The organism is Alkalihalobacillus phoenicis (assembly GCF_047302405.1).
Lineage (GTDB): Bacteria > Bacillota > Bacilli > Bacillales > Bacillaceae_D > Alkalihalobacillus.
Genome location: NZ_CP154853.1, coordinates 1,630,006 through 1,644,026 on the forward strand (window position 1 = coordinate 1,630,006; position 14,021 = coordinate 1,644,026).

Annotated in this window: 10 protein-coding genes; 8 read left to right on the forward strand and 2 right to left on the reverse strand. The window is 37.0% G+C overall.

The features are described from left to right. Window positions 1–92: 92 nt before the first annotated feature. Complete coding sequence (locus AA0017_RS07765) at window positions 93–1,634, reverse strand: AbgT family transporter (protein ID WP_413380656.1); 1,542 nt, start codon at window positions 1,632–1,634, stop codon at window positions 93–95. 364 nt (window positions 1,635–1,998) lie between these two features. Further along, window positions 1,999–2,814, reverse strand: a complete 816-nt coding sequence (locus AA0017_RS07770) for a PRC-barrel domain-containing protein (protein ID WP_413380659.1) — start codon at window positions 2,812–2,814, stop codon at window positions 1,999–2,001. Window positions 2,815–2,991: 177 nt separating this feature from the next. Between AA0017_RS07770 and AA0017_RS07775 the strand changes: the two genes are divergently transcribed. The 8 genes from AA0017_RS07775 to AA0017_RS07810 all read left to right on the forward strand — a co-directional run bounded on the left by AA0017_RS07775 (window position 2,992) and on the right by AA0017_RS07810 (window position 14,000). Further along, window positions 2,992–3,429 carry a MarR family winged helix-turn-helix transcriptional regulator gene (locus AA0017_RS07775; protein ID WP_413382467.1) on the forward strand — a complete coding sequence of 146 codons (438 nt, stop codon included), beginning with the start codon at window positions 2,992–2,994 and terminating at the stop codon, window positions 3,427–3,429. Beyond that, window positions 3,429–4,409 (forward strand): ring-cleaving dioxygenase, encoded by a 981-nt coding sequence (locus AA0017_RS07780; RefSeq protein WP_413380662.1) that lies wholly within the window; start codon window positions 3,429–3,431, stop codon window positions 4,407–4,409. The genes AA0017_RS07775 and AA0017_RS07780 overlap by 1 nt, the downstream gene beginning before the upstream one ends. Before the next feature lie 24 nt (window positions 4,410–4,433). Then, entirely contained in the window at window positions 4,434–5,036 is a 603-nt protein-coding gene (locus AA0017_RS07785) for an alpha/beta hydrolase (protein WP_413380665.1), read from the forward strand. A 276-nt stretch (window positions 5,037–5,312) separates the two neighbouring features. Beyond that, window positions 5,313–7,352, forward strand: coding sequence for a penicillin-binding transpeptidase domain-containing protein (locus tag AA0017_RS07790; protein ID WP_413380668.1), 2,040 nt, complete (start codon window positions 5,313–5,315; stop codon window positions 7,350–7,352). A 77-nt stretch (window positions 7,353–7,429) separates the two neighbouring features. Then, on the forward strand, window positions 7,430–7,978 hold the full coding sequence (locus AA0017_RS07795; RefSeq protein WP_413380671.1) for an N-acetyltransferase family protein: 549 nt from the start codon (window positions 7,430–7,432) through the stop codon (window positions 7,976–7,978). Window positions 7,979–9,817: 1,839 nt separating this feature from the next. Next, on the forward strand, window positions 9,818–12,211 hold the full coding sequence (locus tag AA0017_RS07800) for a hypothetical protein (RefSeq protein WP_413380674.1): 2,394 nt from the start codon (window positions 9,818–9,820) through the stop codon (window positions 12,209–12,211). Further along, complete coding sequence (locus AA0017_RS07805; RefSeq protein ID WP_413380676.1) at window positions 12,208–13,137, forward strand: ATP-binding cassette domain-containing protein; 930 nt, start codon at window positions 12,208–12,210, stop codon at window positions 13,135–13,137. The genes AA0017_RS07800 and AA0017_RS07805 overlap by 4 nt, the downstream gene beginning before the upstream one ends. Beyond that, window positions 13,134–14,000 carry an ABC transporter permease gene (locus AA0017_RS07810; RefSeq protein WP_413380678.1) on the forward strand — a complete coding sequence of 289 codons (867 nt, stop codon included), beginning with the start codon at window positions 13,134–13,136 and terminating at the stop codon, window positions 13,998–14,000. Before AA0017_RS07805 ends, AA0017_RS07810 begins: the two co-directional genes overlap by 4 nt. Window positions 14,001–14,021 lie beyond the last annotated feature (21 nt).

Here is a 14,021-nt window from a genome sequence, read left to right on the forward strand (position 1 = left end):
AAATATTATTAAAATAATTTCACGTACCGTATTTGTATAAAATAGCAGGGTAAAATAAAAAGCACTCACTGCTTGTGAATGCTTTTTATTTATTAAGGATAATAAATAGGGGAAGCTGGTCCAATATTAATTCCAAGTGCCATCCATATAAATAACATCGCTGTCCAAACGATAGTAAAAACAATCGCATACGGTAGCATAACTGAAATTAACGTACCAATTCCCATTTTTTTATCATACTTTTGAGCAAAGGCTATAATAATCGCAAAGTATGGCATTAATGGTGAGATAATATTTGTTGTTGAATCTGCTATTCGATACGTAAGTTGAGTAAATTCAGGAGAATACCCTAAGCCCATCATAATTGGAATAAAAACAGGGGCCATGATTGCCCATTTTGCAGAAGCACTTCCAACAAATAAATTAATTAGCATCGTAATGGCCATAAAGCCGAGTAGAAGTGGGATTCCTGTTAAATTGATGCTATCAAGAAATTCTGCTCCATAAACTCCAAGAACGATGCCCATATTTGTTTCGTTAAAAAAGGCAACAAATTGACCAGCTGTAAAAGCTAAGACGATAAACATTCCCATGGAAGCCATTGTATCGGAAAGTTGACTTGCCACATCCTTATCGCTTTTTATGTTTTTCATTAAGATCCCATAAACTAGACCAGGAATTAAGAAGACGAATAAAATGAGGATTCCAAGAGAGTTCATAAATGGTGATTGGACAATCGGATTATTTCCATCACCACGCATCGGTCCCCATTCTGGAACAACTAAAAGAGAAAGAACTCCTACTGTTAAAAGCATCGTAAGTCCAGCCCATGTTAAGGCACGTTTTTCAGGTTTTGATAAAAATTGAATGTTTTCCTCGGCTTCTTGGTCTTTGTTTGCTTTATATTTTCCTAAGCGAGGTTCAACAATTTTTTCGGTTACATAGGTTCCGGCTGCAGTAATTACAAATACGGAGGCTATGAGGAAATACCAGTTCATCGCGATGTTTATATCCGCGGCATAAGCTGGATCAAACGTAGCTGCTGCTTGTCGAGTTAATTCTCCAAGCATTGGATCAGTTGCCGTAATGAATAAATTTGCACCAAAACCGCCGGATACTCCCGCAAACGCGGCAGCCATCCCAGCAAGTGGGTGCCGTCCGATTGCAATAAATAATAAGGCTCCTAAAGGTGGTAAGACAATATAACCTGCGTCAGCTGCTAAACTAGATATAATTCCAGCAAAAACAAGAGCAGCTGTAATTAAACGTTTTGGGACAGAGGTGACGAGCCCTCTTAAGGCGGCACTAATAAGCCCGCTTCTTTCGGCAATTCCAATTCCGAGCATTGTGGCAAGCACAATCCCTAACGGAGCAAAGTTAATGAAGTTATTAACCATTTCACTAACCATATAGTTTATACCATCTGCAGAAAGTAAGTTTTTAACTTCTAAAATATCTCCTGGTTCAGCCGGATTAACAACTGAGACATTTAAGCTAGATAAAACAGCAGAAAGACCGACGACAATAAGTGCCATAATAGCAAATAATGTTATCGGGTGTGGAAGCTTATTTCCGACCACTTCTACAAAGGTCAAAAATCGGTTAAACAGCGATTTTTTCTCTTGGTTGTCCATCGTAATAAAAACACTCCTCATAATAGATAATATTTTCAGACTAATATAAATTATTTTGAGATAATGTCTGAAAATGACATGTGAACCATTGTACTATAATTTAACTTTTTTGACGTTTAAATTTTATAAAAAAATAAAGTAAAAGTTTTAGCAATCTTATTAAAAATTTGATAATTCGGCGAAAAGAGAAATTGAGAGACATATAGACTTGGTGCTAGTTGTTAAAGGTGTCATTATGGAAATTCGCCACTTTGGCTTCGCTCCTAGGGTCTCTCTCACTTTATAACATTCAAAAGAGGCTGTCGCAAAAGGGGATAAAAATGACCTTTTGAGACAACCTCGTTCAACCTTATCTTTTTAACTTTTACTTTGTAGATGAGCTGATTTCCCAATACGGGGTTAAACCGTAGTGACTATAAATTTGTTCTTCATTTTCACGTGTAAATGGTCGGTCGGCATCATAATCAGGTCCATTTTCAATTAATTCTTTCTCGATGGAAACCGTTATTGTACGGTCGAAATGTGAGATTTCTTTTAACATATCAATGGAAACGACAACTAGATCCTTTGCTAAAAAACCGCCTACATTAACGATAAAGTATCGTATTTCTGATGTGTCATAATTCATAATACAATCTACTAATTGACCAACTTGGCCATTTTTGGCATGAATCTGAAACTTGTTTAAATGGTCAAAACTTTGTAAAGTAGGTTCTTCAGTTATTGATTTTGTTTCGTTCTCATCTGCACCTAAGCTTGTTTTATCCAGTTCTCTTATAGGAGGTGTTGCTGGTGTATAAGCAGCCCGTCCAACAAAGGAAGGTCCGGTTCCCGTTGGAATAGCTCCTGGTGCATGAAGCCAATAATGATCCCAGCCATAGTGGTCATTTAACCTTTTTTCAAACGAACGTGAAAATGGTTCATGATCTTCAGGTTTCGGACTGTTTTTAATTTGATCCTTTGTCAAATTAACGCTTATCGTTCTTTCAATAAAGTCAAGTTCTTCGAAGGCGGCCATTCTAAGTAGCACATGTCCCCCGATAAACCATTTTCTCGTATCAGCCACGATATAACGAATTTTAAATGTATCACTTTCAAAAATAAAATCATCAATTGACCCTAATTCATCATCTAATGCTTTCATAGAATATTTTTTCAATTTACTAGCTTCTATTAACATAAGGGCTCAGCTCCTTGAGTGATTTATTATCGTGCTTATTCTTCTATAACCATCTTTTCTTTATTTAAAACATTCATTTAAACAAACTAAATTATATTAAATAAAAAAAAGTAAGTAAAAACTATTTACAAATTATAAGTTTAATATTAAACTGATGATAGTGGAGGTGATTAAATGGTGTTTCGAAAGCAGAGGTTACCCCTTTTATTATGGTTTCGTTTAGCCCGTATTTATAATAAAAGCAACCGAATGTCGTCCAAGTATTTATCGCAATGGAACTTAACGGTGTCTCAGCTAGATTTATTAGCTCAAATTGGAGCCCACCAGCCAATTGCCCAAAAAGATTTGGCGGAAAAGCTGTTTGTAACAAAAGGAAACATAACTCACTCGCTCCGAATTTTAGAAAATGCAGGTTTTGTTAGCAGAAAACAAGAATGGCGTACAAAGTATATTCAATTAACGGATAAAGGGGAACGATTATACGAAGAAGTCGTTCCGAAGCAAGAAGAAAAGCAAGCTCAAATCTTTTCCTCTTTAACAAAGGAAGAACAGAAGATTTTATTGGAATTATTAAAAAAGGTCGAAAAAAACCAACTTAACGGGAGTGATTTATAATGGAAAGAAAGAGCTTAATCGGAACTCATCACGTTTCGTCTCTAACAGCGAATGCCAAGGAAAATTACCACTTTTATACAGAAGTATTAGGGATGCGATTGGTGAAAAAAACGGTCAATCAAGATGATACATCGGTTTATCACTTATTTTATGCAGATGAACGAGGAAACCCTGGAACAGATTTAACTTTTTTTGAAATTCCTCATGCGGGTAGAACATACTATGGCAATAATGCGATTACATTAACGACTTTAAGGGTACCAAATGATCAAGCGTTGAATTTTTGGCAAGAGCGATTTGAGAAATTTAAAGTTGAATTCGAGCCAATTACAGAAGTGAACAAACGAAAAACGATTAAATTTTGGGATTTTGAAGGACAACGATTAATGCTCGTATCGGATGAACATAATCATGGGGTCGCTGGTGGGAAAGCATGGGGTAAAAGCCCCGTTCCAGTGGAATACGCGATTTATGGATTAGGACCGGTGGCGTTAACAGTACCAAAAAAAGAGACAACAGCAGCGGTTTTAAAAGAAGTTCTTGGCTTTAAGTTAGTTGGCGAAATCGCTCCTTTTGTCGAAGGGCAGGCAAATATTCAAGTATTTGAAACGGGTGAGGGTGGTACAGGAGCAGAAATTTATTTGGAAGAAAGAACCGATCTTCCACGTGAAAGACCTGGGAGAGGCAGTGTTCACCATGTAGCCTTCCGAGTCGAAAATCAAGAGGAACTAGACAAATGGGCGAAGTTTATTTCCGGTGTACGTCTTCCGAACTCAGGAACAGTTGAACGCTACTATTTCCGGTCCTTATATTTTAGAGAACCTAATGGAATCTTATTTGAACTAGCAACAGATGGTCCAGGTTTTGAAGGAGACGAATCTTTTGAGACTTTAGGAGAGAATTTAGCTTTGCCACCATTTTTTGAAGATAAACGAAAAGAAATTGAAGCTAAACTAGTGCCATTAAACACAAAGCAATAAAAAGTAGAAGAGGAGGAGACATAAATGAATCATATTTTCAAAAAAGGAAATCCAGACAAACCGACCCTTGTTTTGTTACATGGAACGGGTGGGAATGAACATGATTTATTACCTATTGCCGAAATGATTGACCAAGAAGCAAGTGTTTTAGGGATACGTGGAAACGTGTTAGAAAATGGCATGCCACGCTTTTTTAAACGATTAGCAGAAGGAGTCTTTGATGAAGAGGATTTAAAATTCCGTACGAACGAATTAAGCGATTATCTCACGCAAGCAGCAGATGAATATGAGTTTGATCGTGAAAATGTAATCGCCATTGGTTATTCAAATGGGGCCAATATTGCCGCGAGTTTGATGTATCACTATGATGATGCGTTTAGAGGAGCGATTTTATTTCATGCGATGGTACCATTAAAAAATATCGAGTTGCCTTCATTAAAGGGAACCGAAGTATTTGTAGGGGCAGGAAAAAACGATCCGATTATTCCAGAAGAAAATACACAACAATTAATCTTAGATTTAGAAAAAGCAGGGGCTCATCTGGAGGCGTTTTGGACGAATGGTGGTCATCAGCTCACTCGCGAAGAAGTTGAAGCGGCAAAAGAGTGGTATGGAAAATTAGTGTAAGATAAATAAGAGCATGAAGTGACAATGAAGTAATAAACATTGTTAAGCCTCATCAATTGAAAAGTAGGGGTTGTCATAAGGTCAGCAAATGGATCTTTTGACGGCCTCTTTTTTATGGTTTAGAAAACTCCTGGCTATGCTGAGGGTTCAAAAGAGCTTCTAGCCTCTTGATTAATTCATGATCATAAATAAACAGGAACAAAAGGTAAAATCCTCTAACCACGACAAAAAGCATATGGTAAAATATAACTAAATACAATGAGGGGGAAGATGACGGTGCAACTCAAAATATCAAAGCTCTTTATTTTCATTTTTATTTCGATCGGATTGGTTGGCTGTGGCAATGATACACCTGATCCGGACATGTTAGCGGAACAATTTTTAGAAGATTACGAGAATCAAAACTATGAAGCGATTTATCAAATGTTAACAGATGATGTACATACTCAAATTTCTAGAGAGGATTTTATTAGCTGGTATGAAGAGGCAGATGAAACCATTCAGGCATTAAATCGAGTGCTCTCATTGGAAAAAGTGGAAGTGCCTGAAGATGAAGAGGCTCCGGAAGGCGAACAATATTACCTTTATTCATTAGAAGTAGAAACAAATATTGGCGTGTTAACGAATGAAGGCAGAGTTAAATTCGAATTAGTTGAAATGGAAGAGGAGAAGGAGTGGAAAATCGATTGGACTCCGGGATTATTATTGCCACAAATCGATTATGGCGATGGCGTTCAATATGCGACAATAAACCCTACGCGTGGGGAAATTTATGACCGAAATGGTGAAGAGTTAGCAGTTAATGGAAAGCTCCTTCAAGTGGCAATGGTCCTTGGGCGAATGGAAGGAAAAGAAGAAGAAATGGTAAAAAAAGCTTCAGAACTGCTTGATTTAAGCGAAGAATTTATTGAGGAAAAGCTTAATCAATCATGGGTACAGCCGGACCACTTAGTTCCAATTGTCGAATTAGTCTATGATGGAAATGAAGAGCTAATGGAAATTTTGCAAGAGACGAGTAAGGAAGGGTTAACCTTTCAAACCATTCCTGGTCGCCAATATCCACTAGGTGCAGCTGCGGCCCATCTAACAGGGTATCTTGGAAATATTCAGGCTGAACAACTCGAAGAATTAAAGGAAGAAGGCTATACCGAAAGCTCAAAAATTGGAAGAGCGGGTTTGGAAGCTTTATTTGAAAAAGAGTTACGAGGGCAATTAGGAGGAAAGATTTCCATCGTCAGTGAGGATGGTAAAGAAAAGGACGTTCTGATTGAAAAAGAGGCAGTTGACGGTGAACAAATTACTTTATCGATTGATGCGAATATTCAAAAGAAGGCTTATGACCAATTAATAAATGAACATGGAACAAATGTGACGATGAATCCGGTCACAGGGGAAGTATTGGCACTAGTAAGTATGCCAACTTATAATCCGAATGATTTTATTGTTGGGATGTCAAATAATCAATTTGAGGAACTAAATAATCATCCAGGTAAACCATTTATTGCGAAGTTTAATCAAAGCTTTACGCCAGGATCTACGATAAAGCCGATTACAGCAGCGATCGCCATAGAAAATAGCTGGGATCCGAATGCTAAAATTGACGTACCTGAAAATGACCGGTGGCAAAAAGATGATTCTTGGGGGAATCATTTTATCACCCGTGTTTCTGGTATCCCTTTAACCTCTCTTAATTTAAGTGAAGCAATGGTTTATTCTGATAATATTTATTTTGCCAAACTTGCTTTAGAAACAGGAGAGGCGGATATTGCATCAGGTCTCGAAGCGTTTGGATTCGGAGAAAAGCTAGATTTTAGTACGAATTTAGCAACTTCTACTTACGCAAACGAGAATGGTTTAAATCGTGATGCCCTTTTAGCTGATACAGGTTATGGGCAAGGAGAACTCCTCGTGAATCCATTACATTTAGCAGTTATGTTTACCTCTTTTCTTCATGAAGGTTCGATGATACAGCCGAGGTTAGTGGCGAGTGAGCAATCAGGCTCTTTCTGGAAGGAGCAAGTCATTTCTGCTGAAACGGCAAACACGGTCAAACAAACGATTATCGACGCTGTTCAAAATCAAAATGCGACTGGTCATGCGGCCAATATTTCAGCGATGAATTTAGCCGGCAAAACAGGAACAGCCGAACATAAGTCGAGCCAAGAAGAAGAAGGCCCAGAAACAGGTTGGTTTATCGCTCTTAATGACGGAGAACCAGAAGTCTTATCACTAATGATGATTGAAAATGTAGAAAATAAAGGCGGCAGTCGTTATGTAGCTGAAAAAGTGAAACAAGTATTAGAAGCGTTTAATTAATCCATATTTAAGCCGTCGACAAAGTGTCTTTGAAGTTTTTCAGAGGCACTTTGTCGTTGCAGATAGGAGGTTAGATCATGACATTTAAACCAAAATCGTTTTCTTGCAAAGATTTAAACTTTAAAATTAGAGCTGCTGTAGAAACAGATGGAAAACATTTATCGGAATTAAGAGTTATAGTTGATAGGGAAACCGAAAACTTTGATAGAGAAAGTGGTGAAGATTTTCTATCTGAAAATGATTTTATTAATATTATCTTAACTGAAACAAATGATAGCAATAGTCTATTTTTAGTTGCTGATGTTGATGATAAGATTGTTGGATTTATTAGAGCGAAAGGAAATAATCTAAAAAGAACCTCTCATAGAATTGAATTTGGAGTCGCAGTTCTAAAGGAGTTTTGGGGATATTCTATTGGGAAAAAACTTTTAATAGAAATGATAAATTGGGCGGATTCCAATGGAATAAGGAAAATATCTCTGCAAGTTCTTGAAACTAATCAAAAAGCAATTAAGCTTTATAAAAGTTTAGGGTTCAAAATTGAAGGTGTCTTGAAAGAAGATAAACAACTTACAAATGGTTATTACAATACTATCTTAATGGGGAGGATTAATACTGATAATTAGAAATACATAGCTATTAAGGGGTTATTTTTTATTGTACATTTGGGACAGAAGTACAACAAATTCTTTTTTTAACAAAACGGTAGTGAGAGTATCGAGTTTACAAACTTTTAGAATAAGATCCTGCTTAATTTTCATTACTTTGCCTTTTTTAAAAATAAAAGGGGGGGAGTTGTAAAAAACATTTTAATCAAGCTTCTTCATACAATTTCATGTACCATAATAATTATAAACTCACCTTTCGCATCGAGAAAATCCGTTCAACTAGTTGGCAGAGCGAAAGGGAAGCTCTTAAACAAATGCCCTTGACACGTTTGAAAAGCGAGAACGCACTATCACACCAAACGGATAAACTGTGCATTAAGAAAAAATAGACAATGCTCTTCTTCGGCGATCGCTCCCAAACAGACACTCCGCGTCCTGCCGGAACCTCATGAGCCTCCTCAGCGTTTCACGCTTGCGGGGTCTCATTGGACGGTTTATTCCGGCGGGAGTCTCCGTGTCTGTTTGTCCGCTAGATCATGGAATCGAATCTAGGTTCGGTTTTCTCATTGAATAAAAAAATAGTCCTTACTTCAAAGTACAGTAGCTTGAGAATGATTTTTTCTCCTTCAATGATTAATTCCGTTACAGTTGTAAACAAATCAGTGTGGATGCTCTGTACGTTAGCTAGATGATCGAGCTTGTTTCGATTTGAATCATATCTTTTCATGACTACAGACTTAGGAAAAAATAGGTGGCAACTCCCTATTTAGTTTCATAACCAACAAAGTGAAGAAGAAGGTCCTTCTGCGTTAAAAATAGCTGATTGAGAATGGCCCTATCATCAAGCACTCCCCTACACTTAGCGGACAAAACCATACGGAGACTCCCGCGGGAATAAACCGTGGAGCGAGACCCCGCAGGTGTGCCGAGGAGGCTCGCCAGGTTCCCGCAGGACGCGGAGTATGGTTTTGGTAGCGACAGCCGAAGCGCTTCATTTTAGTAAACAATTTCCTTCAACAGCCTACGAAGAGATGTGTTCAGACTGTCAACGATTGAACCGTTCATGTAAAGTCCATTTGAGTCTTGTATCGCCCTAAAGTTATTCTCTATCAACGGTTAAGGAGCAATTATACGCTGCGAAAGTTGAGTTATAAATAAAAAATATAGAAAAAAAACGTAACAAATTACAGAGAATCTAAAAATTTGTATATATAGTATTTTGTCAAACAGCTATAACTAGTCTAATTCAATCTTTAGAAAAAGGCTGAGGGATAACTCGCTATAGAAGGATATAAAATTTGTTGAAAGTTAAAACGACCTTAAACGTTGGTCGTTTTATTCACATTTCAGATAGTAAGCATTCAATTGAATGACCGATTTAAATATTTTTGCAAATAATTTCAAAAAAAGTGAAGTGATTTTTGGCTTTACGTCGTCTAATAAATAGATAGCAAATAAAGTGACAAATATCAGTTCATAAAAATGGAAATTATGGTATATTTGTTGAGGTGAAATAGCTATTTGGTTAAACGTATATTCTAGCTACGTCCGTTAGAAGTTCAAGAAAAATCGGCCAGCCTATAAAGTCAAAAAGCGACTTTTTAGTCAGCCCTGCCCACAGGATGTGAGTACAAGGCGTTGCGACAGGACGTCGCGAATTTAGCGTTGTTCCTTAATGTTCTCACTTCTGAGCAAACGAACTTCGCTTTATTTTCAATCTAGCTACGCCTGTTAGAAGCTCGAGAAAAATCGGTTCGTCTGAGTGAAGACAAAAAGCGTCTTCATCAGCCGCTCCTAATTTTTTCTCGCTTCTGACCGAACAGGCTTCGCTTTATATTCAAGAGAGGAGATGTATTCGTGTATAGAAAGCCAAAACTAGCAATCTGGATTTTAGTTCTATTTTTTTTAGTCGTTTTATTTATTCCGATAACATTTGCGAATGCAGAGGGAGAAGAGTCATTACATATTGAAACAAATGTCGGTTTTGAAGGGAAAATATCAAGAGCAGGAGGGTTTCCGCTTGAATTAACAATCACAAACCAAGGAGAGGATCTTTCAGGTGAGCTCGTTATTCGAGTTTCACCTACATACGATACATATGGAAACCTCATTTTTCCATTAGACATTCCAGCAGGGGAAACTCGTACGTTATTAGTAACGATTCCTGGTTATGAGTCTAGTTATCATTACGGACAAAATCAGCCAAGTGATATATCTTTTTATGAGTCGGGTTGGTCAAAAGGGAAGGAAATTAACATAACAGGTAAAAAGACGATTACAGGTCAACATTTAACCGATGACGCTACGGTTATGGGGATTTTGTCTAATGATCCAGATTCATTAAATTCATTAAAGTCGATGACAGTCTCACCAAGTGTTACAAAGCCACAATTTGTAAATGTCGACCCTAAAATGATCCCAGAAGATTTTATTGGTTTAACGATGCTAGACTATTTACTTGTTGATCAATATTCATTAGCTGATTTAAGCGAACGTCAGCAACAAGCAATCGAATCGTGGATTCAGTTTGGCGGACAGCTAATTGTTGGAGGAGATCCAGCGATCGTGCAAAAGAGTGGATTATTAAAAGACGCCTTACCAATGGGGGCTATGATTTCAACTGTGCGTGCAGATGCGTCTTTATTTGAGCAATTTAACGAAGAGGAATCTTATCCAGAAGAAACGGTTTCTTTATATATTGGTGAAGTAGAAGAGGGTGGCCAAGTAAATTACACGTCAGCCGAAAACTATCCAGTTGCTGTTCAAAAACGGTATGGCAGTGGGGAGATTATTCAACTAGCCTTTTCACCAAGTGAAAGTGCTTTTATTAATTGGGAAGGGAATACAGACGTTTGGAAAAGCTTATTTAATCAAGCTTTTGTGCAAGGAAATCATCATTATAATTCTTCCATTTATGACAAGCTTAATTACACGATGACTGAAGTGAATAATATCTTTGCTAATTCAACGATTCCATTTGGTATTCTCGTTGCTGTCTTTTTTGTATATGTTGTGTTAATTTTTCCGTTTCTTTTTATCCTTTTGAAAAAGCTTGATAAAAGAGAATATGCATGGTGGATTTTACCATCCTTATCGATTGTGATTGCTATAGGTTTGTTTGGTTTTGGTGCTAAAGATCGAATCGGGCAACCGCAATTGAATGAAATGTCAGTCATGAAATTGCAGCCGAACGAACAAACTTATGGTTTTGCTAGCTTTGCTTTATTTAGCAATAATAGTGGTGATTATATGTTATCGATTAATGAAGAATCATTTGCAGGATTTCCATATTCAACAAATCAATATTCTTATAGAGGTGGTTTTGAACAAGCCGGTCAGGATGTTCTTTATAAAAATGCCGGTCAGTTGGATGTTTTATTTGAGGATGTCGAGTATTGGGCTGTGCGTAATGTGACAGGACCAATTGAAAAAGATTCTCAGATGACGCTTACTCATGATTTAGTTGTTGTTGACAAAGAAGTGTCAGGTACGATTACGAATGATACGGGCTTTGAGATTGAAGAATTATTTTTTAAAACAGGAAATACCGAAGTATTACTTGGTCGGGTAGCGAGCGGGGAAACCATTGAAGTTGCATTTGAGGCAAAAAATCAAATTTTTGCAACGCCTACGAGCAATTATTATCATCGAACAAATGTTGATGATGACTTGGACTCGTACCGTAAAGATTCTTTAATGAATGCGGCTTCAGAAAATGGCCTTTTTGACAAAGGATTACCAGCCTTGATTGCGATAACTAATGACTCCTTATTTGATGTAGAAATTAAAGGGAAATCGTCCAAAAAATCAGCTTATCATCTACTCGTTCAATCAGCTCATATTGAGAGGAAAATGACCGAAAGCTTTGATATTGATCTAAGTGAGATTAGACCAGATGTTTATATGGAAAGTGGATATAGTTATTTAGATACATATCCATTAGAAGAAGGAGAGAACTTCTTTTATGCTGATGCAGGCACAATTATGATGGACTATCAATTACCACATGAAATATTTAATGATAACGTTCAGTACACAGGTTTAAAAATCACGGTAAAAGATCAACTAACCTATGAAATATGGAATGAAGAAAGTGGAGACTACGAATCATTAGATCATGTCACAGAAATGGATGATCCTGGTCCTTATATTAATAAGAATGGACATTTGTTATTTAAGGTGACTAAATCGGATATGCCGCATGACGTCCCTCTTCCTACTATTCAATTAAAGGGAGTGTTTGAACAATGATTGAAACGATCCGTTTAACGAAAAAATATGGAACATTTACAGCATTAGATGATTTAAACCTCTCAATTGGTGAAGGGACCGTTTTTGGTTTTGTTGGACAAAATGGGGCAGGAAAATCGACGACCTTTCAAATTTTAGCGACGTTAATGGCTCCAACTTATGGGACTGCTTATATTGATGGGATTGATGTTTGTAAAGAACCGAGTCAAGTACGGAGAAAAATTGGTTATATGCCCGACTTTTTTGGTGTGTACGATCAATTTCGAGCTGAAGAATATTTAGACTTTTATGGGGCGAGTTATGGAATTTCAGCAAGAGAAAGAAAAGAATTAATTCCGCAATTACTTGAGCTTGTTAATTTAAGTCATAAAGCGGACTCTTATGTCGATATTTTGTCGCGAGGTATGAAGCAAAGACTTTGTTTAGCCCGTTCTTTAATCCATGATCCTAAAGTATTAATCTTGGATGAACCAGCATCAGGATTGGATCCGCGAGCTAGAATTGAGATGCGAGGAATCTTAAAAGAGTTAAAGACAATGGGCAAAACGATTATTATTTCTTCTCATATTTTGCCTGAACTTGCAGAGATGTGTGATGAAATTGGTGTCATCGATCATGGCTCATTAAAAGCACGTGGAACTGTAGCAGAAATTCAAAAACAGCTCCAAACGAAAAGACTCATTCAAGTTCAAGTTGCTGATGCGATGGATGAGGCCAGACGTTTTTTTGAAGACCAAGCCTTTGTGAGTGAACTCGTTGTCAAGGATGGCAAACTTGAATTTCTTTTTACAGGTACGGAAGATAATCAAATTGAATTGTTAAGAAAAGCTGTAGCTCATCATTTATCACTTGTTAGTTTTAAACATGTTGAATCGAATATAGAAGATGTCTTTATGGAGATTACGAAAGGAGTGGAGGATTATTGAAATCTTTACTCATAAACCCTGTCTTAAATAAGGAAATAAAACTTCGCTTCCGCTCTATTAAAAGCTATATCGGTCTAGCCGCATATTTAGGAATTTTAGCGTTATTATCATTAGGTTTTATCGGCATTCAGTTAAGTAATGATATGTACGGAACATTTAGACCGTATGAGAGCCAGTTAATGTTTACCTTTTTAAGTATGTTTCAGCTTGCCTTAATAATCTTTATCACGCCTGGTTTAACAGCTGGAGTGATTAGCAGTGAGCGTGAAAGGCAAACGTTGCCGATTTTATTAACGACCGATCAAACGTCGGCCTCGATTATTCTAAGTAAATTATTTTCATCGATTGCCTTTTTACTCGTCATCGTTTGTTCTAGTTTACCTTTATATATGATTGTCTTTTTATATGGGGGGATTTCACCAAACAAAGTCGTGCTTAGCTTTTTAATGTATATTTTTACGATGTTTGTGATTGGGGCGATTGGTATTTTAGCTTCTACCCTTTTAAGAAAGACGATTATTTCGATTGTCACGGCTTATAGTTTAGCGTTTTTCTTAACTGGAGGCTTAGCTGTTTTGGCCGTGATCTTAGTCGATTTTAGTTATTATTATACGAATGTTAATCAAGGGTATCCATGGCCGTTTTTAATCGCGTCCATTAATATTCCGATAATGTTTTTTCATATATTAGAACCAACTGTGCTTCCAGAACTTCAACGGATTGCTGGATTAAGCTTTTCACCGTGGATCGTCTTTTTTATTTTTTACGGTCTATTATTTGTTAGTACTATCATTGTCGCTATCAAGAAATTAAGGCCTAAAATGAAAACAAAACCTTTTCCTGAAAGTAAACATGAACAATAAAAGAATCGTGGATAAAAAGGG